Genomic DNA, 20,771 nt, shown 5'->3' on the forward strand with positions numbered 1-20,771 from the left:
TTTTTAATGCCTCTCGGCCAGGGTTGGTTTAAAAACAATAAAACTGTGAACCTTACCGATTCACAGCTATGGATTTATTTTACACGCTCAGAATAAGATCCGTCACGAGTATCTACTTTGATCATGATGTCCTGATCTACAAAGAGAGGAACCATGACCGTAGCACCAGTTTCTACTGTCGCAGGTTTCAGAGCATTCGTAGCAGTATCGCCTTTAATGCCTGGTTCTGTATAGGTAATCATCAACTCCACAAAAGGAGGAAGCTCAACTACCAAAGGAGTTTCTGTTTCATCATGAACCATGATATCTACCAACTGACCATCTTTCAGAAGATCATATCTCTCGATCAATTTCTCTTCGATCATGATCTGCTCAAAAGTATTGGTATCCATGAAGTGATAGCCCATGTCATCCTTATAAAGGAATTGATGAGGTCTTTTTTCAACTCTAGCGGTCGTTACTTTTTCGCCAGCATTGAAAGTCTTGTCCAAGGTTTTTCCAGAGGTCAAGCTTTTCATTTTGGTACGGACGAAAGCTGCTCCTTTACCTGGTTTTACGTGTTGAAAATCAACAATTGAATAAATGTCATTGTTGATTTCAAGGCATAATCCATTTTTAAAATCTGCAGTACTTGCCATATTATATTTGAGTTTATTAGTTCGATTTATTTCGGGTCGTAGGCCCACTTAAGGTATACAGATCCCCAGGTAAAACCACCTCCAAACGCTGCCAAAATCAAGTTGTCTCCTTTTTTCAATTGAGACTCATAGTCCCAAAGGCAAAGAGGAATGGTAGCTGCGGTTGTATTTCCATATCTCTCGATATTCATCATTACCTTTTCAGGTCCCACATTCATTCTATTGGCGGTGGCGTCAATGATTCTTTTGTTTGCCTGATGAGGGACCAGCCAAGCTACATCATCTCCTTTCAAGCCATTTCTTTCCATTACTTCTGCGCTGACATCAGCCATGTTAGTCACAGCAAACTTAAACACTGTGGAGCCTTCTTGGTAAGCAAAGTGCTCTCGGGCTTCTACAGTTTGATGAGTGGCAGGTTTGCGACTACCTCCGGCTTTCATATGAAGGTATGGAGCTCCTGATCCATCAGATCTTAGGATAGAATCCATGATTCCAAATTCCTCAGTGGTAGGCTCCAGCATAACTGCACCGGCACCGTCTCCAAAAAGGATACAAGTCGTTCTATCTTGATAATCTATGATGGAGGACATTTTGTCTGCCCCAATGACAATCACTTTTTTGTGAGTACCCGTTTGGATATACTGTGCACCCATTTGAAGGGCATATAAAAACCCTGAACAAGCTGCCGAGATATCAAAACTAAAGCTGTTTTTAGCTCCTACTTGATCTGCAATAATGTTTGCAGTAGCAGGGAATGGCATGTCAGGGGTAACAGTAGCGCAGATGATTAATTCTACGTCAAGAGGGTCTGTGTTGGTTTTTTTAAGCAATCCTTTGACTGCTTCGATTCCCATAACGGAGGTTCCTTGGTTTTCTCCTTTGAGGATTCGTCTTTCCTTGATACCGGTACGCGAGGTAATCCACTCGTCGTTTGTTTCTACCAGCTTCTCAAGTTCTTTGTTGGTCAATCGGTACTCAGGAACGTATCCTTGAATCCCGGTGATCATGGCTCTGATTTGGTCCATTAGAATTTGTTTAAATCAAAGACTATGAGGAAGTCTTTGCTAATCTTAGGTTGATAGGTTTCACTAAGGAAGGTCAAAAATATTACAATTGCTTCTTACTGCCAAAATTAATCGGACTATCAATTGCTAAGTTACTGAATCCATGAGGATTGTAATTGCCTGTAAAAGAAAAATCCATTCCTGAAGGGGAATGGATTTCTAATATTTGGAAAGAATTGGATTAAGCCAATACTTCTTTTTCGATGATTACTTGTCCTTTGTAGTACAATTTACCGTCCAACCAGAAAGCTCTGTGAGGAAGGTGCATTTCGCCAGTAGTTGGACATTTAGCCAAACCAGGAGCCTCCAATTTGTAATGAGTTCTTCTCTTATCTCTTCTGGTTTTCGAAATTTTGCGTTTAGGATGTGCCATTTTATTCGTGGTTTATGATTTCTCTTTTATTTTTTTAAGTTTTTCAGCATTTCCCATCTGGGATCTACCGGTTGATCTTCTTCTTCCTCTCCTTCTTCTGAATCTTCCCAATCTGCTTCACCTTCTCCATCTATATATACATAAAGACCTTCAGCTTCCACTTCTTCATCATCCAGTTCATTTCTATGATCCGGATGGATTTTCTTGGCAGGAAGTGCCAAAAGAATGAATTCATAGATTAACTGGGCTACATTGATACTCGGAGTGTCCCTCGTGATCATGTAGATGTTTTCGTCAATCTCTTTTTCTTCAGAACCGTATTTGAAAATGATTTCTTCCTGAATATCCAGATCTTGGTCAAACTCCTCCAGACTTCGGTCACAGGTCAATCTTACTTTTCCTGCGATAAGAAATTCCATTTCTATCAAATTGGCTCCTTTGTGCATCAAGACCCGTGCGGTCATGTCGCCTTTTTGGACCAAGTCATTATCCTCAAATTGGGAGAAGAACTGATCATCAATCTGAAAATCAATTTCGTGACTTCCCTCTTTGAACTTAATTACCTCAATATCAAAGCTTCTCAAGAATTTCACGATTCCTCCTTCCGATTTAAGACCGCAAAAATAGACATTATTTTATTTTTTTAATAATCCTAGGGAAAATATTATTTGGTTTTTGCTCAAGATTTTAAGCTTCCTCCAAAAGGGATTCCTTGTATTGAACGATATCTGCTGCCAAAAAGATCGCAGCTCTCATAGATCCCTCATCTGCAAGACCTTTTCCAGCGATATTATAGGCTGTTCCATGATCTGGGGAGGTTCTGATAACAGGAAGGCCAGCTGTGAAGTTCACTCCATTACTAAATGCGATAGATTTGAAAGGAATCAATCCCTGATCGTGATACATGGCCAAGATTCCGTCAAATTTGGTTTGATGCATCATTCCAAAGAAGCCATCGGACGGATAGGGGCCAAAGACCATTTTATTTTGATCTTTCAGCTCATTGATGGCTGGACGGATGATTTCTTCTTCTTCCTTTCCCAACAATCCATCTTCACCAGCATGAGGGTTTAGTCCCAAGATGGCAATTCTTGGCTTAGATATTCCAAAGTCATTTTCCAGACTAGCCAACATCATATTAGCTTTCTCCTTGATTTTTTCTTTGGTCACTGCTGAGGAAACTTGAGAAAGCGGAATATGTCCAGTCACCAAGCCAACTCTCAATTGCTCGGCGACCATAAACATCAGGCTGTTTTTGGCTCCAACTGATTCGGTAATGAATTCGGTATGTCCCACAAACTTGAATTCCTCAGAATTGATGTTGTTTTTATTCACTGGTGCTGTTACCAAAGCCTGAATTTTACCGGATTTCAGGTCTTCAACTGCCATTTTCAGGGAGTCTAGAGCTAATTTACCAGCTTCATGAGTTTCCACTCCGGGAATAATTTCAGGGCATTCCTCAACCGCATTGATCACATTGATTCTTTTGTATTGGATTTCTTCCAGACTCCTAATCTGAAGAAAATTGAAATCCTCCATATTCAACTGCTTTCTGTAAAAGCTCAATGCTTTTCCATGACCATAGATCAGGGGAGTGAAGTTTTTATGAGATCTGTTGTCCAAAAGCGCCTTCATAATGACTTCCGCTCCGACGCCGTTTACATCTCCGATACTGATCCCAATGATGGGTTTTGAATTTCTTGTGCTCATAAAAACAAAGATTTAAAAAGAGGGCCCTCGTTTGGTCTTAGGCCTTTAGGAATATTGTCTTAATTTTAGGCGCAAGTTATAAAAAATAATCTGAGCTATTCGATGCAAAACGTCAGACCCAAAAAACATCTGGGACAACATTTTTTGACTGATTTGAGTATTGCCGAGCGGATAGCTCAGGCAGTAAAAGGTCATGGAGGGATAGATTGTGTTCTGGAAATCGGACCCGGTATGGGTGTTCTCACGGATTTTCTATTGAAAAACCCAATGGAACTTTATCTCATTGATATTGATTCTGAGTCCATAGCCTATCTAAATCAAAAATACCCCCAGCTCAAAGAAAAGATCATTGAAGGGGATTATTTGAAAGAGGATTTTTCCTCTGTTTTGCCTGATAAATACGCCATTGCAGGTAATTTTCCTTACAATATTTCATCTCAAATTTTCTTCCGTGTGTTGGATGAAAGAGATAAAGTCACTGAGGTAGTTTGTATGCTTCAAAAGGAAGTAGCGGAAAGAATTGCCTCTCCAAAGGGAAGTAAAGCCTATGGGATTTTATCCGTTTTACTTCAGGCGTATTATGATATTGAATATCTGTTTACCGTACCTCCGGGAGTGTTTAATCCTCCTCCAAAGGTCAACTCAGGCGTTATTCGCTTGATAAGAAATGAAACCGAAAAGCTGGATTGCAAGGAGAAATTATTTTTCCAGGTAGTAAAGGCCGGCTTTGGAAATAGAAGAAAGACTTTGCGTAATTCGCTCAAATCTTTTCAATTGCCCGAAGATTTGAAAAGTCATCCTCTTTTGGATAAACGTGCGGAACAATTGGATGTGGCTGATTTTGTTTTTTTAACCCAACAAATCGAAGCTTCTCGTGGAAATCATTAAGCAATTTGAACTTTCGAAAGAATACTTAGAAAGCCTACAGCAGGCGATCGAGTCTCAGGATCTTGATTTTATTCAGGAATCCCTGGACGGGGTCAATGTGGCTGATATTGCTGCTGTGCTGGATGAGCTTTCGATGGAAGAATCCATCTATGTGCTCCGGGCATTGCCTCAACAAACGGCTGCAGATATTCTTATCGAGTTGGATGATAATACCCTTTTTAGGGTGTTAAAAGAATTTTCGGAGCCTGAAATCGCCTCATACATCGAGTTGATGGACTCCGATGATGGAGCTGATATGCTCAAGCTTTTAGGGGAAAGAGAGCGGGAAGAAGTAATTTCTCACTTTCAGGATAAACTGAAGTCTGAGCAGGTTTTAGACCTCTTACGCTATGAAGAGGATACAGCGGGTGGTATCATGGCCAAGGAATTTATCCGGGCCAATAAAAACTGGAATGTAATCCAGACCATCAATGAGATCAGAAGACAAGCCGAAAATGTAGAGAAGATCTTTTCTATTTACGTTGTAAACAATCGCCAACAGCTACTTGGAAGAGTTTCATTGAAAAGGATAATCCTGGCTGGAGAAAATACCAAGATTGAGGATATCTATGAAGAAGAGGTTATTTCCGTTCCAACTTATATGGATCAAGAGGAAGTGGCTTCTATCATGCGAAAGTATGACTTGGAATCCGTGCCTGTAATCAATGCCAAGAACAAGTTGGTAGGGAGAATTACTGTGGATGATATCTTGGACGTAGTTCAGGAAGAAGCAGATGAGGATATCCAGGCAATGGCCGGTATCTCCGGAGATATTGAGGAGTCCGATTCGATATTTATGATCACCAAAGCAAGACTTCCCTGGCTGTTGATTGGAGTAATGGGAGGATTGATGGGGGCTAAGATCATTGGTTTCTTCGAAGACGGGCTTAATAAATACTTGGCTTTGGCTTCTTTTATCCCATTGGTTGCTGCAACTGGTGGAAATGTAGGAATCCAGGCCAGTTCGCTGATTGTACAGTCTTTGGCCACCAAATCCGTATTCGATGATACACCATTTCAACGTTTCTTCAAAGGCTTGATGATTGCCTTAATCAATGGAGTCGTTCTGGGAGCCTTTGTATTCTTAGTGGTTGTCTTCCTATATGGTTTTGATCCGATCTTTGGAGTCACTGTAGGAGTTGCTTTGTTTTGTGTGGTTCTGTTGGCCTCTTTTATGGGGACTGTAACTCCTTTGGTATTGAATCGTTTCGGAATCAATCCCGCTATTGCCTCGGGGCCATTTATCACCACTACCAATGACTTGTTAGGGCTTGCTGTTTATTTTGGCGTAGCTATGCTTTTATTGAATTTATAATAGAATGAACATACTGATCATAGATGAAATGCATCCCAGCATCATCGAACTGCTGGAGAAAGACGGGCATACCGTTCACTATGAACCTAAAATTTCTCGCTCTGAGATTATGGGAAAAGTCCATGAATATCATGGCTTGGTGATCCGTTCCAAAACACCAATGGATCGTGAGCTGTTGGAAAAGGCGAGTCAATTGCAATTTATCGCCAGAGCCGGTGCCGGATTGGATAAAATTGATCTAGATTACTTAGTAGAAAGAGGAATTAAGCTTTTCCATGCCGCAAAAGGTAATAGAGATGCCGTGGCAGAACATGCTGTAGGAGGGCTTTTGGCTTTGTTCAATCATGTGATCAAAGCCGATGCTGAGGTAAGAAAAGGAATCTGGGATAGGGAAGGAAATAGAGGTCATGAGCTCAAAGGGAAGACTGTTGGGATCATGGGCTATGGAAATATGGGTAAATCCTTTGCAAAACGCATGTCAGGCTTTGGAGTTTGTGTGATGGCCTATGACAAGTACAAGAGAGAATTTGAAGACGATAATGTCCAAGAAGTCATTTGGGAAAAGGTGAAAGCGGAGGCTGATGTTTTGAGCATCCATGTTCCATTGACCCCTGAAACCAAAGGGTTCTTTACCTTCGAAGAGCTGGAAAGCTTTGCCAAACCATTTTGGTTGATCAATACCGCAAGGGGAGAAGTGATCAGTTTTGAGACTTTGAATCGAGCTTTGGATGCGGGGATTCTAAGAGGAGCAGTCTTGGATGTGCTGGAAAATGAGAAGTTCAAGAAGTTTTCACCTGAGCAAAAAGAGGAGTTTGAAAAGCTTGCCAAAAGGGATAATGTCATTTTTAGTCCGCATGTAGCAGGATGGACTTTTGAGTCCTATGAGAAGATCAACCAAGTCCTTGTAAAGAGAATCAAAAAAGCATTCAAATAAAGATTTGCAAAGTCTTCAATATCATTGAAAAATGATGGCTTTTTTGCTTTGTGAATGGATAATTGCTATTTTTGCCTAACAAATACAAGCAAGAGAAAAGGTAACGGTCCCATTCATGCGACCGTTACTTTGTTTTTTGTACCTACTAACAAACATAATTATGTCAAAAGTACAATACTACACTGAGGAGGGCCTGAAGAAGCTGAAAGATGAACTTCACGAGATGAAGACAAAGGGTAGATCGGATATTGCTAAGCAGATTGCGGAGGCAAGGGACAAGGGAGACTTGTCAGAAAATGCCGAATATGATGCTGCCAAAGACGCTCAAGGGCTTTTGGAGTTGAAGATTGCCAAGTTGGAAGCTGTAGTAGGGAATGCACGTGTACTGGACAATTCTCAGTTGGATCAATCCAAAGTGGGGATTTTGAGTACTGTGAAAATCAAAAATGTTAAAAATGGGATGACCGTAGCTTATACTTTGGTTTCTGAAGAAGAGGCTGATTTGAAAGCAGGAAAAATCTCTTTGGCTTCTCCATTTGGTAAAGGGCTAGTAGGAAAAGTTGTCGGTGAAATTGCCGAAATCAATGCCCCTGCAGGGAAGCTTCAGTTTGAGATTCTAGAAATCTCTTACTAATTCATATTTACTTCTTTTTGAATCCCGGTTTTCGCCGGGATTTTTTTATTTTCGGGCATTATGGCAAGCATCTTTACAAAAATCATCAACAGAGAAATCCCTGCTCATATCGTGGCAGAGGATGAGAATTACATCGCATTTTTAGATATCATGCCTTTGGTAAAGGGGCATGTGTTAGTAGTGCCCAAACAAGAGGTAGATTATATTTTTGATCTTGATCCTGAATTGCTTGCGGGATTAACGGTTTTCTCTCAAAAAGTAGCCAAAGCCATCGATAAGACGATCAAATGCACCAGAGTAGGAGTGGCAGTTATCGGTTTGGAAGTCCCTCATGTGCATGTTCATTTGGTGCCGTTGAGAACGATGGATGATATCAATTTTACACGACCTAAGTTGAAGTTGACCAATGAGGAGCTGGCAGAAATAGCGGAAACGATTAAGGGAGGATTTTAATTAGAATCAAGGACCAAGAGTCGAGAAACAAGAGTTAAGAATTTGAGAATAAAAAAATCCGGAACTGATTATTAGCTCCGGATTTTTTGGTTCAATGTGATTTATGGGAGGCTTAGCCTAACCAATTTCCCCACGGAATTCTGCTTAAGATCAAAATCAATCCGATCGCATACATCATATAAATTGATCTGAATTTAGCTTTGGAAGTAGATAGTTTCTTTGCTCTGCTGTAGCCGATGGTGATTACCGCAATGGCAATGATATTGATCAATGGATGCTCCAAAGCAGTTAGTCTTGCAATAGGATCAGACATCGCACCACCACCTTGCAATAGGCTCAAACCAATTGGGCTGAGGAAATATAGGATCAATCCTACCAATAACTGAACGTGGGATAGAATGAATGCGATCAAGGCAATTTTTCTATCTTTCTCAGTGAACTCTTTTCCACTCAATGAGCCGATTAGCATCAAAACGATAACGATGATCAATGCGATCAAAACCAGATAGGCAAGGCCAGAGTGTAAATGTTGGATTCCAGTATACATAGTGTTGTAAGTTTACAGGGTGAAAATACTCCAAAAGACTTGATCCACCTTGGAAAATTAATTGATTTTTCACCTGGATTTTGCATTAGGTTTCGTTACAGGGGCTTTAATTGCAAGAAAATCAGATTGTTTGGAGAATAAAGCATAGCACCGCACTGTTGAATTCGAAAATTTCTGATTTTAAAGCAATTTAAGTCCTTTGTAGATTAACTAATGCAACTTTCAGGTTCAGTCTACATAAAGGACAAGGCCTTTGAGGTATTCAGTTTCAGGATGATAGATGTTGATCGGATGATCTGCAGGTTGACTCAATTGATGAAGGATTTTCACCTTTCTACCTGATTCCAAAGCGGCTGCCGTAATCGTGTTTCTAAACAATGCTTTGTCCACCACCTGGCTACATGAGAATGTGAAGAGAATTCCTCCGGATTTTATCTTTTTCAAAGCTTCTACATTCAGTCTTTTATAACCTTGTACTGCATTGTGTCGTGCTTTTAGATTTTTGGCAAAAGCTGGGGGATCCAATACAATCACATCATAATCATCTCCAATTTCACGGATGTATTTCACTACATCGGCTACTTTGGATTCGTGTTTACCGGAGATGGAAGGGTTGAGAGAGATATTCTCTTCAGTCAATTCGATGGCTTTTGGAGATATGTCCACTGAGTGTACTTCCTTGGCTCCGTCCAATAGTGCCAATACGGAGAAACCTCCGGAATAGCAGAACGTATTCAATACTTTCTTGCCTTTGGAAAAAGAAGCCAACAATTTTCGATTTTCTCGCTGGTCGATGAAAAAACCGGTTTTTTGACCTTTTTCCCAGTCGATCTTATAGGTTGCTCCGTATTCTTGAACCAAGTCCGTTTTCGGAGAACCCAAAATCCACTCATTTGAAGCAATTCCCAAGCTCTTTGGAAGAGTCTCTGAGCTTTTATCAAATACTCCAGCCAAGCTTTCTCCATATACCGATTGAATGGCTGAAGCAATTTCCTGGATGTGGGAATGCATTCCGACATGATGCGCTTGGATGACGGCAGTTCCATTGTAAAAATCCACTATCAGACCGGGGAGTAAATCTCCTTCTCCATGCACTAAGCGATAGACGTTAGTTTCTACATTTTCAGTTAAGCCTAATGCCTTTCTTACTTCATAAGCATGTTGGATTCTTTTGTTCCAAAATTCCTGATCGATGGGTTCCTGATCAAAAGTGATCAAACGAACCATGATGGAGCCGTGTGCAAAGTGGCCTGTACCAAGAAAATCTCCTTTTTGAGAATACACTGAGACCAAATGACCGGCTTCCAAATCTGAGTCCATGTGGGCAATTGCTCCTGAAAAGACCCAATGGTGTTTCCGGAAGAGTGAAATCTCTTTTCCTTTCTTCAGTACGATTTTAGGATAATTCATGAATGGGTTGAGTTTGTTTTGGGGAGATCAGACTCCCTATAATCATGGCAAGAATACTGGCTGCCAAGCCAATTAAATGAGGAAAGACCTCCATTTCAAATCGGGATGCAATCAAGTAAACGAGCATTCCAATAATCATGGAAAGCATGGCTCCCAAAGGGGATGCTTTTTTCCAATATAAACCTGCTGTCAAAGGTACGAAGAGTGAAACCAACATCAGAATAGAAGCACCGGCAACTAGATCATAGATATCAGACTCCAAACTTGCAAGCAAAGTTGCTATGATGGCTACTAGGATCACATTTGCTCTTAATATCCATAAGAAATGCTTGTCATCCAGGTTTTTTCCAAAACGAGGGCGAATGATGTTTTCAGAAATAATGGCGGCAGGCGCCAAAAGTCCAGAGCTAGTGGTGCTCATTATCGCTGAGATGAGTGCTCCGAAGAAAACGATTTGAACTGGCAAACCTCCATGTGCTAGGATCATGGACGGCAAAAGCATCTGTTTGTCCTCCAGATAGAGTTCAGGGTAAAGAACTTTTGCTCCCAAAGCTATAAATAAGGGAAGAAGCCCAAAGCTTAAGTAGAATATCCCTGCCAAATAGGTGGATTTGACTGCAACACTTTCTGATTTGGATGCCATCACACGTTGGTAAATATCTTGGGAGGGAATAGATCCTAAGCCCAAGATGATCCAAGCTCCAAAATAGTTGAGCCAAGCATTGAGATTGGGTTGGGGAAGAATCTGAAAGCTTTCAGGAGGTGCCTGAGAAAGGATTTCAGATACACCACCGGCTTCTTTGGCAATCATGGTAGCGACCCAAAGAAGTCCAATGACGATCATTGTGGTTTGGATGAAGTCTGTAATGGAAATCGCCCACATTCCTCCAAGAAAGGTATAGAACACAACGATTCCAGCTGAAATCAAGATTCCTTGGAGCAAGCTCAGGTCGGTAACTGTTCCCAGAACCAGGCTAAGAGCGACCAATTGTGCTGCAACATATCCGAAATAGGCTGGAATCATAAAAAGGGAAGCAGCTAGCTCCACTTTAGATCCAAAGATTCGCTTGAAAACGTCTCCAATGGTCAAAACTCCCATTCGGTACATGGGGCGGAGAAAAAACATCCCAAAGAGAACCAAGCAAAGCGCTCCTCCAAATGGATCTTCAATGACTCCCAAAAGGCCTTCTTCCAAATAAACAGAGGAGGCTCCAAAGATGGTTTCCGATCCAAACCAAGTTGCAAACAAGGCAGATGCAGAAAGAAAAAGCGGGAGTGATCGTCCCGCTAATACAAAGTCATTGGAGTTTCGAACTAGTCTGGAAGACCAAGCGCCGATCCCAACAGTGATCGCTAAATAGGCTATGATAGCAGCTAACAGCAATTAGACCTTAGCTTTTTCCATACATTTTGTCACGAAGAGCCTGGATCTCTTCATTTTCCAAATAATCATCGTAAGGCATTCTTCGGTCGATGGTGCCGTTAGGAGTGAATTCGATGATTCTGTTCACGGAAGACTGGACGAATGCGTGGTCATAAGATGACATCAACACAGTGCCTGGGAATTCGATTACCGCGTTGTTGAAAGCTGTAATGGATTCCAAATCCAAGTGATTGGTAGGTTCGTCCATCACCAATAAGTTCGGGTTTTGAAGCATCATCTTGGAGATCATGCAACGAACTTTTTCACCCCCAGAAAGAACTGTACACTTTTTCAAAGTTTCTTCACCAGTGAAAAGCATTCTTCCCAAGAAGGTACGGACATACGCTTCTTCTTGATTGGAAGAGTATTGTCTCAACCAGTCAATTAGATTCAAATCAGAATTGAAATATTCAGAGTTATCGTTAGGCAAATAAGCTTTGTTGATGGTTACTCCCCATTTCAATGAACCTTTGGTGGCTGGGATTTCTTCCATGATAGTTTGGAAGAATTTATTTACAGCTTGCTTGGTTTTAGAGATGAAAGCGATTTTATCTCCTTTGTCTACCATCAAGTTTACATCGGTGAAATAAGTCACCCCATCAGAAACCAATTCAAGATTCTCTGTCATGAAAATCTGATCACCAGCTTCACGCTCTGGCTTGAACATGATGCCAGGGTATTTTCTAGAAGAAGGCTCAATATCATCCACGTTGAGCTTCTCGAGCATTTTCTTTCGTGCAGTGGCCTGCTTGGATTTGGCCACGTTTGCAGAGAATCTGGCAATAAATTCCTGCAATTCCTTTCTTTTCTCTTCAGCTTTTTTGTTCTGATCAGATCTTTGCTTCAAGGCCAATTGAGAAGATTCGTACCAGAATGTATAGTTACCGGAGTAAATTTTGATTTTCCCGAAGTCAATGTCCACAATGTGAGTGGAAACTGAATCCAGGAAGTGACGATCGTGAGATACGACAATCACCAAGTTTTTGAAATTGACCAAAAAGTCCTCTAGCCAAACGATGGTTTCTGAATCCAAGTCGTTGGTAGGCTCATCCAGAATCAAAATGTCAGGATTTCCAAAAAGAGCCTGAGCCAAAAGGACTCTTACTTTTTGGTTACCTGCCAAATTTTTCATTGGCTGGTAGTGCAAGTCTTCTGTAATTCCCAAACCTGAAAGTAGGGCTGCAGCATCAGACTCAGCATTCCATCCGTCCATTTCAGCAAATTCAGCTTCCAATTCAGAGGCTCTCAATCCGTCTTCCTCTGAGAAGTCAGGCTTCATGTAGATGGCGTCTTTCTCTTCCATGATGGCATAGAGCGTTTTATGTCCCATCAAAACTGTCTTAAGCACGTCTACTTCATCAAATTCGAAGTGGTTCTGCTTCAAAACAGCCATACGCTGGCCGGGAGTGATATTGATTGCTCCAGAGGTGCTGTCTATTTCTCCAGAAAGTATTTTTAAGAAGGTAGATTTTCCAGCTCCATTGGCACCGATTACACCGTAGCAGTTGCCTGGAGTGAACTTCAGGTTAACGTCTTCGAAAAGGGTTCTTTTTCCAAATTTGAGGGAAAGATTATCTACTGAGATCATAAGAGTGTATTTAACTAACTATAAATCAATGATTTATGTTATTTTTAAAATTCAAAGTGTATCAAATTGTGTATCAAATTTCAGTAATTCTATGTTGAAGAGGCCCAAAAATAGGTCAAATCAGGTACTGAAAGAAGGTGCAAAGATACTAGATAGAAAAAGGAAAAGCTACCCAAATGTGAGTAGCTTTTGTTTTATGTGTCTTTACTTCAACTTACCTTCTTTTTTCAGATTTTGCCATGAAGTCAATGTTTGAGCTGATACTTTAAACTTCTCTTTAATCATCTTCTGTGTGACTCTCTCACCTTCAGCAAAATTGCAGACCATGATTTTCTCTGAATTGGTGTAGTATATTCTCTTAAGCTCACCTGATTTAACATCTTCATGCCTTTTAAGTAAGGTTTTGCTAAGCTCATCAAATCCCAAATCTTCAGTAGCTGGATAGTACACTTTATTAAGTTCATCGCAAAGTGTCTTGTAGTCTGTGCTACCTTCCTCCATGAACTTCTTTAGAAGCTGTGGTATAAATTGTTGCTTTTCAGTTTCAATATTGACCCATGAGCCTTGATAGATACCTACCCACTTTCTAGAATCTTTATCACTGTGATATTGATTATTGCTATCCTTCCAAGCTTCAGTTTCACCTAAGAATCTCTTGTCAGCTAAAGAAGTAGCTGCTTGATACTGATTAATTATTTCACTCATAATGTATTTTGTCTTGCCTTTCGGCATTTGAGTTTTACAAGACCTATTAAGACCGTCTCAATAGGGTAATCTGCCTTCTTTAACCTGTAGGCTAAGATATAACAGGTTAAACTTGTGGTAAGACTCTATAAAGTCTAGAGCCTTACCTTTAAGTTTTTATTAGCCTAAATGACTATTTCGGTTTTCCATCGTTTTGTATTGCCTGAATAGCTTAGGGCAACGGGGGTTTCTGATTGCCAGTCTTCAGCATTTGCAATAAAGGTGTATTCAGAATTTGCAGTAAAGTTTTGTACAATCTTTTCTGTTTCACTACCTGCTTCATAGAAAAGACTAAATTCCTGAAAATCATCTATTTGATTGTTTAAGTCAATAAGTTGAATTTCAAACAATTCAGGTTTATATCTGCTTAATTCTTTTAATGCTTCAATACTTTCAACATCTGTACAAGTAGTGAAAATTAAAAACTCTACTCTGTTGCCTATTTGAGTTAGCTTTGACAAGCATCCCAGACTAGGGTGAACTTCTTTCAAGGATTTATAAAGCTCCTTTGAAAATGAACCGTCCTCATCATTCCAGTCTTGGAAATTACTACTCGCATATTGATTGTCCCAGTGTTGCCAGAAGGCGTTTACTCTATCGCCCAAGGCTATTCTATTATTATATTTTTCTGAAATATTCATTTAATTTCTATTGATTATTAATTTTTGATTTAATGGAATAATGGTTGAAGTCGGTGGTGGCCTTGAAAAAGTAGGTAAAGAAAAACCCTCAAACACTGCCAGTATATTCTGAACAATGAATGAGGGTTTGGTTTCATGAATCAAATCAATTTGAGGATAAGGTACCGATAGCCTATAAAGTTTGCTTTTTCTTATCTCAGTAATTATTGCGGAAATGATTGCAACATAGGTTGCTGTGATAACAGGTTGGTTAACTGAGATGATTTCAGGAATTCCAATCTGGGAAAAGGATTCATGTGTGAATTCAATGTAATTGAAGAACCATTCTTCATGTGTGAAGATGGCCTCATATTTATCATCAATCTTTTCAATTACCATCCCGTATGGGAGCTTGTGGTTGTATGCAATTTGAATAAGGATGTTCATTTCTTCATAATCAGAACAATTATCCCAGTTGCGAGAATTGGCTTCAACTTCTGCCTGTTTGATAGCTTTATCTAGTCTTTTCTCCTCAGCCTTCATCTTCATACTAATCCTAGCATCCCTGAGAAGGATTTTTGCTAGTTCGTGAGATTTGAGGGTGAGGCGTTTCATTTTGGTTTTGCTTTGTATTTCAATTTGTATGATGTAAATTTATTCACAATTAATCGAAAGAAACAACAAAAAGATTAAAAAACATTCACAAATATTCGAATGAAATGAATAAAACGCTGATTTTAAATAAGATACAGGAGTATTTAATGTTTAATGTTGATGCTGAATTTGCAAGGTTTCTAGATATCAGTCCTTCTAGATTGGCGAATTGGAAAGCAAGGGGTACTTATAATACACAGATACTATTCACAAAATGTGAAGATGTTAATCCGATGTTCATTTTAAAAGGGCAAGAGCCAGTATCTGCAGATGAAGCAATGATGGTGATGGGAGAGTATAGAGAGCTTACAGAAGAGGAGGGTAAAGCTTCTGGTGAGAATCACCGGTTATGGAGAGAACATATGGATGAATGTTTTAGATTGGCTCACCTTGGTGTTCTTTTTCCCGATAAGCTAACTGAGGTTCTAAAAAGTGTAGAGGGTAAAGATTTCCAAGTGCAAAATGAATTAGAATCTTTTAAAGATAAAGTGATTCTACAGCAAGAAGAGAGGATTAAGGAGCTAAAGGAGTATATTGAATTACTTAGGGAGAATGTAAAGTAAATTGGTGTAGTTTTCCTTTTGCTTTAGAAATGAGATAAGAAAAATAGGGTAGAGGTGCTAATATTGGGTAGAATTGGTAACTTAGTTTCAGAGCAATGATATTTCATGCCTACGTTATCAAAAATTTTTATTATGGCAATAAAATATAGGGGTAATAAGTATTTCAAATATACTAGGGTTGGTGCTTACCAAGAATATTATCAATACATTGGTGGAAAAGAAGAAATCTTTAAACTGGATAATTCTCACTATGAAGGTTTGTCTGATAAATTGTATTTTTCCTTTGATAATTTATCTTTTAATTTAGATGAATTAAATGTTTTGTATACCAATAATGGTAAGATAATGTTTTTTCATTGCACTCTAACTGGTAATTTGAGTGAATTAGAGGGTAAGGATTTAATATTTCATAAATGCACTAATCAGAATTATTTTTTAATTGATGGATGTGAAAACTGTTCTATAACAATTAGAGCAAACGAAAGTAATGAGCTGATAAAGGAGTTTTCGAACTTAACTATAGAAGCTTGTATAAATGTGAGAATTATACTTTCCGATAATAATCTAAAGCAAATTTCCATCTCTGATAGTGATAAAGTTAATTTATCTAATAGAGGGAATAAAGTTTTGACTAGGTATTTTATTAGTACTTCGGATTTAGGATCGTTAAATATCACCGATTGTTTTATTGAGTATATTTTTGTAGAAGTCTCAACAATTGATTTGATTGAAGTTAAAGATGTTTTCCAAACTGATGAGTTTTATTTTGAGTGTTGGAATGATGAGGGGTATTTAGTAGATAATACAATATTTAAGAAAATGGTTTTTATAAACAATAGGTTTCCTTCTTTTAGAATTGACCATGTTAATAAAGAAATGCAAAGAATTCGAATTGGTGAATTTGAAATTAAAGATTGTGATAATGTATTTTTAGAATTCTTAATAATTGACCACTTTAAGATTGGAGGGGCTACGTTGCAAAATATAGTTCTAAATGATGTTTTTTTTAAGGATTTGTCATTTTATGGATTTTCTATGGTTCATCAAGTAAATCTAATTAATTCTAAATTATTAGAAAATGATAATGTTCTTAGTATAAATAATTCGTTACTTGGTGGTTTAATAGTGAATCCTTCTTTTTTTCATAAGTTTAGTAAGATTGAGATTGTTGATAGTACTATATCAGGTATTAAGTTATACAACTTTCAACCTATAGAAGCTAAAGTAATTACGAAATCAGAAGCTTGCCTCCAAACAAAAATTGACTTCACTAGAGAGTTATCTGTTTTGATGGTTGAGCAAGGGAATAATCATAGCTTGCTAGAATATAGGGCCTTGGAACATGATCTTAGATTAAAGAAGGCTAAATTTAATTCGGTTGATTGGTGGATATTGGGATTGAATAGATTATCAAACTACCATAGGACAAGACCTCAAAATGCAGTAATATGTCTGTTTATTCTAATTTTGGTCTATTTGTTTTTTCTTGATATTGAATTTACTCAAAGTAATAGTGCTAAAAGTGCATTTTCATTTTTTATGGATAATTTTTCTTATTTCTTTAAGCCACTGTCTTTTGTGTCAGATGTTGAAGATGTTGGTCATAAGTTTTCTTTTAAATTTCGAGTTTTTGATGTTTTATATAAAACTATATTAGCTTATTTGATTTATCAATTTATTGCTGCTTTTAGAAAGTTTAATAAATAATTAAAAATATAATTTTTCATCTGAAAATATTGGATTTGTGTACATATATCTTAAATATACATATATTCCTTTGGTTGATAGGTTAAAATACTCAAATTTTCCATTGGGATCATAATTTGGTATACCTAATTCATGTTCTTTAAGATTGTCTATTATTGAATTGAGATCATCAATATCATTTGAGTTTGTAGTCAATAGAATAATTTCAATTTGCCTTCCTAGATTTTTGTAAGAATCTATTGACATGTTTTTTTTCAACTCTTTAATTTGTGGATTTTGATAAAATATATCGTATGTGAAGTTTGTATTTTCCTTGTATGATTCTTTTAATTTTTCTAATTGTTGTATCTGTTTTTTTGTGTTTTCTATTTCTTCTTGGTGATTTACTTTTTCTTGTAATTTTTCTTTTTCCAATATATCAATTTGTCTTGTTAATTCATTTCTTGTTTTATATTCTTCTGAAATATGCTTAACTCTTGCTCTTGCTGTTGCTATTTCTGCGGCTTCATTGTATTTGTCTAATGAAACTGCATTGTTATTTTTTCTTCTGATTTTTTCAGACTCTCTACTTTCTTTTTCAATAAAATCAAAAAGGAGGTCTTTATACCCTGTGTAAATGAATGCTAAAAAAGGTGGTAGTATATATGATTTAAAAAATGAATAGTAATGATGTTCTATATTGTAAAATCTAGTTTCAAGTGATAGGTCTGAAAAGAGCAAGTAAAAAACAGATTTCCAATTTATGACTAACCAAAAAACAATTAATGAACCTAAAAATGGATTTTTAATTCTTTCAAGAATTGTATCCTTAATGTCGCTTATCATTTCTTTCATTTTCAAACAATCTTCCCAAATTCATTTATATCAAACTCCTGCAACAATTCCTTCACTTTACTCTTCCTGCTTTTATTGGCTTCAATCTCCTCAATCATTAATATCAGTTTAAGCAACTTCATTCTTAGATCCTTATCCTTTAAGTCCATTCCATTCTGTAGGAAGGACTGTTCAATAAATGCCTTTGCATTGTAAGGAGTAACTTCTTCACCTTTGAATGCTGCATCTGCAGGATGGACTATCTGATTGTACATATTCATCAATACAATTCCATTATCAGCTTTTTCAAGCATGGATAATGCATTCTCAATAATAGGTTTCCAGTTCATTTACAGGTGAGTTAAGATTCATTTCGAAAATAATTGAAAACTGCCACATAGTAGGCTTGATCTGGTAAATAAGTGAGGTTTGGTTTTATTTTTTTGAAGTGTGATTCTCTTTTTGGGTAGGGGGGTAAAAAACAAGCTTAAAGTGCACTTTAAAACCATTCCCGCCCCCACCACAAACACTAAGTCATTTTTTAAAGCTCAAAACCTACTTGAATGCATGAAGCCACAGGAAATAAAGAAGCAAGAAGGTACCTACAGACCAGATAGGGACAAAAACAAGGATGTTGAATTCGATAAAGTTGATTCAATGACAGCTCCTTCCTTTTTAAAGGGAGAATCTAAGAAAGCATTTCAGATTCTGGTAGATGAACTGGGTTTGAATGGTTATGGATTGCTTACAACTTTGGATGCAACAGCTATCATTCTACTTGCTGATGCCTATGGTGAATACTTGAGAGTTTGTAAGGAGATTGAAGAAGATGGGTTGGTAATAGAGGATTACAACAACAGAAAGGCACTAGTGCAGAAAGCACATCCTTTGCTTGGTTACAAAAGACAGCTTTTTAGAGATATCGTTGTTCTGTTAAAGGAATTTGGTTGTACACCAGCTTCTAGGAACAAGGTAGAGTTTGTACCCATCAATCAGCAAGAGGATAGTGACTTTGATTTTTAAGTCTTAGGGAGAGGTGAATTTTTTTAATGAGTAAACACACAATTGATTTTTCGAAGATTGATTTAGATAAGTATTTTTTTGATGAGAAGGAGGCCAACCAAGCAGTAACATTTATTGAAAAGTTCTGTAGGGTAGTAGATGGTAGAAATGCAGGAAGTAAGCTGATCCTATTGGATTGGCAGAAGGAGCTTGTATCTAATCTCTTTGGCTGGAAGAAGAAATCCAATGGTTTCAGGAAGTTCAATCAGGTATTCCTTTTCATTCCTAGAAAGAATGGTAAAACTGTCTTTAGTGTTGCTATCAGTCTGTATGTCCTTCTTTTAGATGGGGAGGAATTTAGCCAATGTTACTTTGCTGCTGCAGATAGAGAACAAGCAAGGCTTGCTTTTGATGTACTTAAAGCAATGATTGATAAGGAGTCTAAATTCAGGGCTGCTTTAAAAACACTCATGAATAGTGTGAGGTATCCAAAGACAAATTCATTTTTTAAAGTAATCAGTTCTGATGCCAAAACTAAACACGGATTCAATACCCACTTTGCTTTAATAGATGAACTTCATGCACATCCAAATGATGAATTGTACCAAGTTCTAACTACTTCAATTGGAGCTAGAGTACAGCCTATTGTAATGACAATTACCACTGCAGGTAGCAATAAGAATCATATCTGCTATGAATTGTATGACTACTCCAAGAAACTGATTGAAGGAATCATTGAGGATGACTCTTTTCTTCCTTTTGTTTTTGAAGGTAATCCAGATTTAGAAATTGATAGCATTGAAAACCTGAAGTTGGCTAATCCTTCTTTGGGAGTAGGTGTCAGCTTGGAATACCTACTGACTGCAGCCAGTAAAGCAAAGAATATCCCAACTCAACTAGAAGCATTTAAACAATTGCATTTGAATCTATGGGTTGATTCACATACCACTTTCATTAAATCCCATCAATGGAATAATTGCTTTGAGGAATACACAGAAGAGGATTTGCTAGGTGAGGAATGCTTTATGTCCTATGATCTTTCCAGTAATAAGGATTTGACTTCAATTAACCTGTTGTTTCCTCCAACCGATAAAAGGAAAAGGTTCTGGACACTCTCTTACAATTTCCTTCCTTATGATAGTGCTGTAGAAAAGCAGAATATCAGTGCAGGTAGGGTATTTCTCAATTGGAGTGAAGATCCAAACAACAATCTATATCTGACAATCAATAAGACTACAGACTTTGACTTTGTTTTAGAAAAGGTAGAAGAAATCAACTCCAAGTTCAAAATCAGGCAAATCACCTATGACAGGTTCCTTTCTAATTACATGAATCAGGAAATAGGAAAGATAGTGGATTGTGAGTTGGTAGAATTCAACCAGAACTTCAAGAGCTTTTCACCTGCCACCAAATACTTTGAAGGAATGATCATGGAAAGGTCATTAGCTCACAATGATAACAAGGTGTTGAATTGGTGTATCAGCAATGTCAAAGTCATGCAGGACAATCATGAAAACATTAAGCCTGTAAAAGGTAAGTCCAGTGACAAGATTGATAGTGCTATAGCTCTAATAATGAATGTAGGCCAATATTTGGACTCTTTGGAAGATCAAGAAGAGGAATACACTGGGACAGGATTTTTAATGATTTAA

The 20,771-nt window shown here is 37.9% G+C and carries 23 protein-coding genes; 9 read left to right on the forward strand and 14 right to left on the reverse strand.

Annotated elements, in window-relative coordinates; all coding sequences use genetic code 11:
- Nucleotides 1-74: 74 nt before the first annotated feature.
- From efp to pdxA, 5 genes are all read right to left on the reverse strand, one after another.
- Complete coding sequence (gene efp, locus O0V13_RS09760; RefSeq protein WP_073571825.1) at nt 75-638, reverse strand: elongation factor P; 564 nt, start codon at nt 636-638, stop codon at nt 75-77.
- 26 nt (nt 639-664) lie between these two features.
- Nucleotides 665-1,663, reverse strand: coding sequence for a beta-ketoacyl-ACP synthase III (locus O0V13_RS09765; protein ID WP_268034794.1), 999 nt, complete (start codon nt 1,661-1,663; stop codon nt 665-667).
- Nucleotides 1,664-1,883: 220 nt separating this feature from the next.
- Nucleotides 1,884-2,075 carry a 50S ribosomal protein L32 gene (gene rpmF / locus O0V13_RS09770; RefSeq protein ID WP_008201274.1) on the reverse strand — a complete coding sequence of 64 codons (192 nt, stop codon included), beginning with the start codon at nt 2,073-2,075 and terminating at the stop codon, nt 1,884-1,886.
- 26 nt (nt 2,076-2,101) lie between these two features.
- Entirely contained in the window at nt 2,102-2,668 is a 567-nt protein-coding gene (locus O0V13_RS09775; RefSeq protein WP_268034795.1) for a YceD family protein, read from the reverse strand.
- A 94-nt stretch (nt 2,669-2,762) separates the two neighbouring features.
- Nucleotides 2,763-3,785: a 4-hydroxythreonine-4-phosphate dehydrogenase PdxA gene (gene pdxA / locus O0V13_RS09780; RefSeq protein ID WP_268034796.1), complete on the reverse strand. Its 1,023-nt coding sequence runs from the start codon at nt 3,783-3,785 to the stop codon at nt 2,763-2,765.
- 102 nt (nt 3,786-3,887) lie between these two features.
- On the opposite strand from pdxA, the gene rsmA reads away from it, so the two are divergent.
- The 5 genes from rsmA to O0V13_RS09805 all read left to right on the forward strand — a co-directional run bounded on the left by rsmA (nt 3,888) and on the right by O0V13_RS09805 (nt 8,048).
- The gene (gene rsmA / locus O0V13_RS09785; protein ID WP_268034797.1) at nt 3,888-4,673 is read left to right on the forward strand and encodes a 16S rRNA (adenine(1518)-N(6)/adenine(1519)-N(6))-dimethyltransferase RsmA; all 786 of its coding nucleotides are present in this window, start codon (nt 3,888-3,890) and stop codon (nt 4,671-4,673) included.
- Nucleotides 4,660-6,027, forward strand: coding sequence for a magnesium transporter (gene mgtE / locus O0V13_RS09790; RefSeq protein ID WP_268034798.1), 1,368 nt, complete (start codon nt 4,660-4,662; stop codon nt 6,025-6,027). Before rsmA ends, mgtE begins: the two co-directional genes overlap by 14 nt.
- 4 nt (nt 6,028-6,031) lie before the next feature.
- Nucleotides 6,032-6,961, forward strand: coding sequence for a 2-hydroxyacid dehydrogenase (locus tag O0V13_RS09795; RefSeq protein ID WP_268034799.1), 930 nt, complete (start codon nt 6,032-6,034; stop codon nt 6,959-6,961).
- Nucleotides 6,962-7,121: 160 nt separating this feature from the next.
- On the forward strand, nt 7,122-7,595 hold the full coding sequence (gene greA, locus O0V13_RS09800) for a transcription elongation factor GreA (RefSeq protein ID WP_268034800.1): 474 nt from the start codon (nt 7,122-7,124) through the stop codon (nt 7,593-7,595).
- A 60-nt stretch (nt 7,596-7,655) separates the two neighbouring features.
- Nucleotides 7,656-8,048: an HIT family protein gene (locus tag O0V13_RS09805; protein WP_268034801.1), complete on the forward strand. Its 393-nt coding sequence runs from the start codon at nt 7,656-7,658 to the stop codon at nt 8,046-8,048.
- Between the two features lie 112 nt (nt 8,049-8,160).
- On the opposite strand, the gene O0V13_RS09810 is transcribed toward O0V13_RS09805, so the two are convergent.
- The 7 genes from O0V13_RS09810 to O0V13_RS09840 form a co-directional block, all read right to left on the reverse strand.
- Entirely contained in the window at nt 8,161-8,595 is a 435-nt protein-coding gene (locus O0V13_RS09810; RefSeq protein WP_268034802.1) for a hypothetical protein, read from the reverse strand.
- Nucleotides 8,596-8,823: 228 nt separating this feature from the next.
- Complete coding sequence (locus tag O0V13_RS09815) at nt 8,824-10,005, reverse strand: class I SAM-dependent rRNA methyltransferase (protein WP_268034803.1); 1,182 nt, start codon at nt 10,003-10,005, stop codon at nt 8,824-8,826.
- Nucleotides 9,992-11,389 carry a sodium:solute symporter family protein gene (locus O0V13_RS09820; protein WP_268034804.1) on the reverse strand — a complete coding sequence of 466 codons (1,398 nt, stop codon included), beginning with the start codon at nt 11,387-11,389 and terminating at the stop codon, nt 9,992-9,994. Before O0V13_RS09820 ends, O0V13_RS09815 begins: the two co-directional genes overlap by 14 nt.
- A gap of 7 nt (nt 11,390-11,396) precedes the next feature.
- Nucleotides 11,397-13,016 carry an ABC-F family ATP-binding cassette domain-containing protein gene (locus O0V13_RS09825; protein WP_268034805.1) on the reverse strand — a complete coding sequence of 540 codons (1,620 nt, stop codon included), beginning with the start codon at nt 13,014-13,016 and terminating at the stop codon, nt 11,397-11,399.
- Nucleotides 13,017-13,220: 204 nt separating this feature from the next.
- Complete coding sequence (locus O0V13_RS09830) at nt 13,221-13,721, reverse strand: hypothetical protein (RefSeq protein WP_268034806.1); 501 nt, start codon at nt 13,719-13,721, stop codon at nt 13,221-13,223.
- Nucleotides 13,722-13,885: 164 nt separating this feature from the next.
- Nucleotides 13,886-14,401: a hypothetical protein gene (locus O0V13_RS09835; RefSeq protein WP_268034807.1), complete on the reverse strand. Its 516-nt coding sequence runs from the start codon at nt 14,399-14,401 to the stop codon at nt 13,886-13,888.
- Nucleotides 14,402-14,995, reverse strand: coding sequence for a hypothetical protein (locus O0V13_RS09840; RefSeq protein ID WP_268034808.1), 594 nt, complete (start codon nt 14,993-14,995; stop codon nt 14,402-14,404). It lies immediately after the preceding gene.
- Between the two features lie 104 nt (nt 14,996-15,099).
- Between O0V13_RS09840 and O0V13_RS09845 the strand changes: the two genes are divergently transcribed.
- Together O0V13_RS09845 and O0V13_RS09850 are read left to right on the forward strand one after the other, a co-directional pair.
- A complete protein-coding gene (locus O0V13_RS09845) occupies nt 15,100-15,597 on the forward strand; it encodes a hypothetical protein (RefSeq protein ID WP_268034809.1) in 498 nt (165 codons plus the stop codon).
- A gap of 132 nt (nt 15,598-15,729) precedes the next feature.
- Nucleotides 15,730-17,304 carry a hypothetical protein gene (locus O0V13_RS09850; RefSeq protein ID WP_268034810.1) on the forward strand — a complete coding sequence of 525 codons (1,575 nt, stop codon included), beginning with the start codon at nt 15,730-15,732 and terminating at the stop codon, nt 17,302-17,304.
- Here the strand turns inward: O0V13_RS09850 and O0V13_RS09855 are convergent, their stop codons facing one another.
- On the reverse strand, nt 17,305-18,138 hold the full coding sequence (locus tag O0V13_RS09855; protein WP_268034811.1) for a hypothetical protein: 834 nt from the start codon (nt 18,136-18,138) through the stop codon (nt 17,305-17,307).
- Nucleotides 18,139-18,140: 2 nt separating this feature from the next.
- The gene (locus O0V13_RS09860) at nt 18,141-18,467 is read right to left on the reverse strand and encodes a hypothetical protein (protein ID WP_268034812.1); all 327 of its coding nucleotides are present in this window, start codon (nt 18,465-18,467) and stop codon (nt 18,141-18,143) included.
- Nucleotides 18,468-18,684: 217 nt separating this feature from the next.
- Here O0V13_RS09860 and O0V13_RS09865 point away from each other — a divergent pair, with 217 nt between their 5' ends.
- The gene (locus O0V13_RS09865) at nt 18,685-19,140 is read left to right on the forward strand and encodes a phage terminase small subunit P27 family (protein WP_268034813.1); all 456 of its coding nucleotides are present in this window, start codon (nt 18,685-18,687) and stop codon (nt 19,138-19,140) included.
- Between the two features lie 26 nt (nt 19,141-19,166).
- Nucleotides 19,167-20,771 (forward strand): terminase large subunit, encoded by a 1,605-nt coding sequence (locus tag O0V13_RS09870; protein ID WP_268034814.1) that lies wholly within the window; start codon nt 19,167-19,169, stop codon nt 20,769-20,771.

This window comes from Algoriphagus sp. PAP.12, from assembly GCF_026652115.1.
Lineage (GTDB): Bacteria > Bacteroidota > Bacteroidia > Cytophagales > Cyclobacteriaceae > Algoriphagus.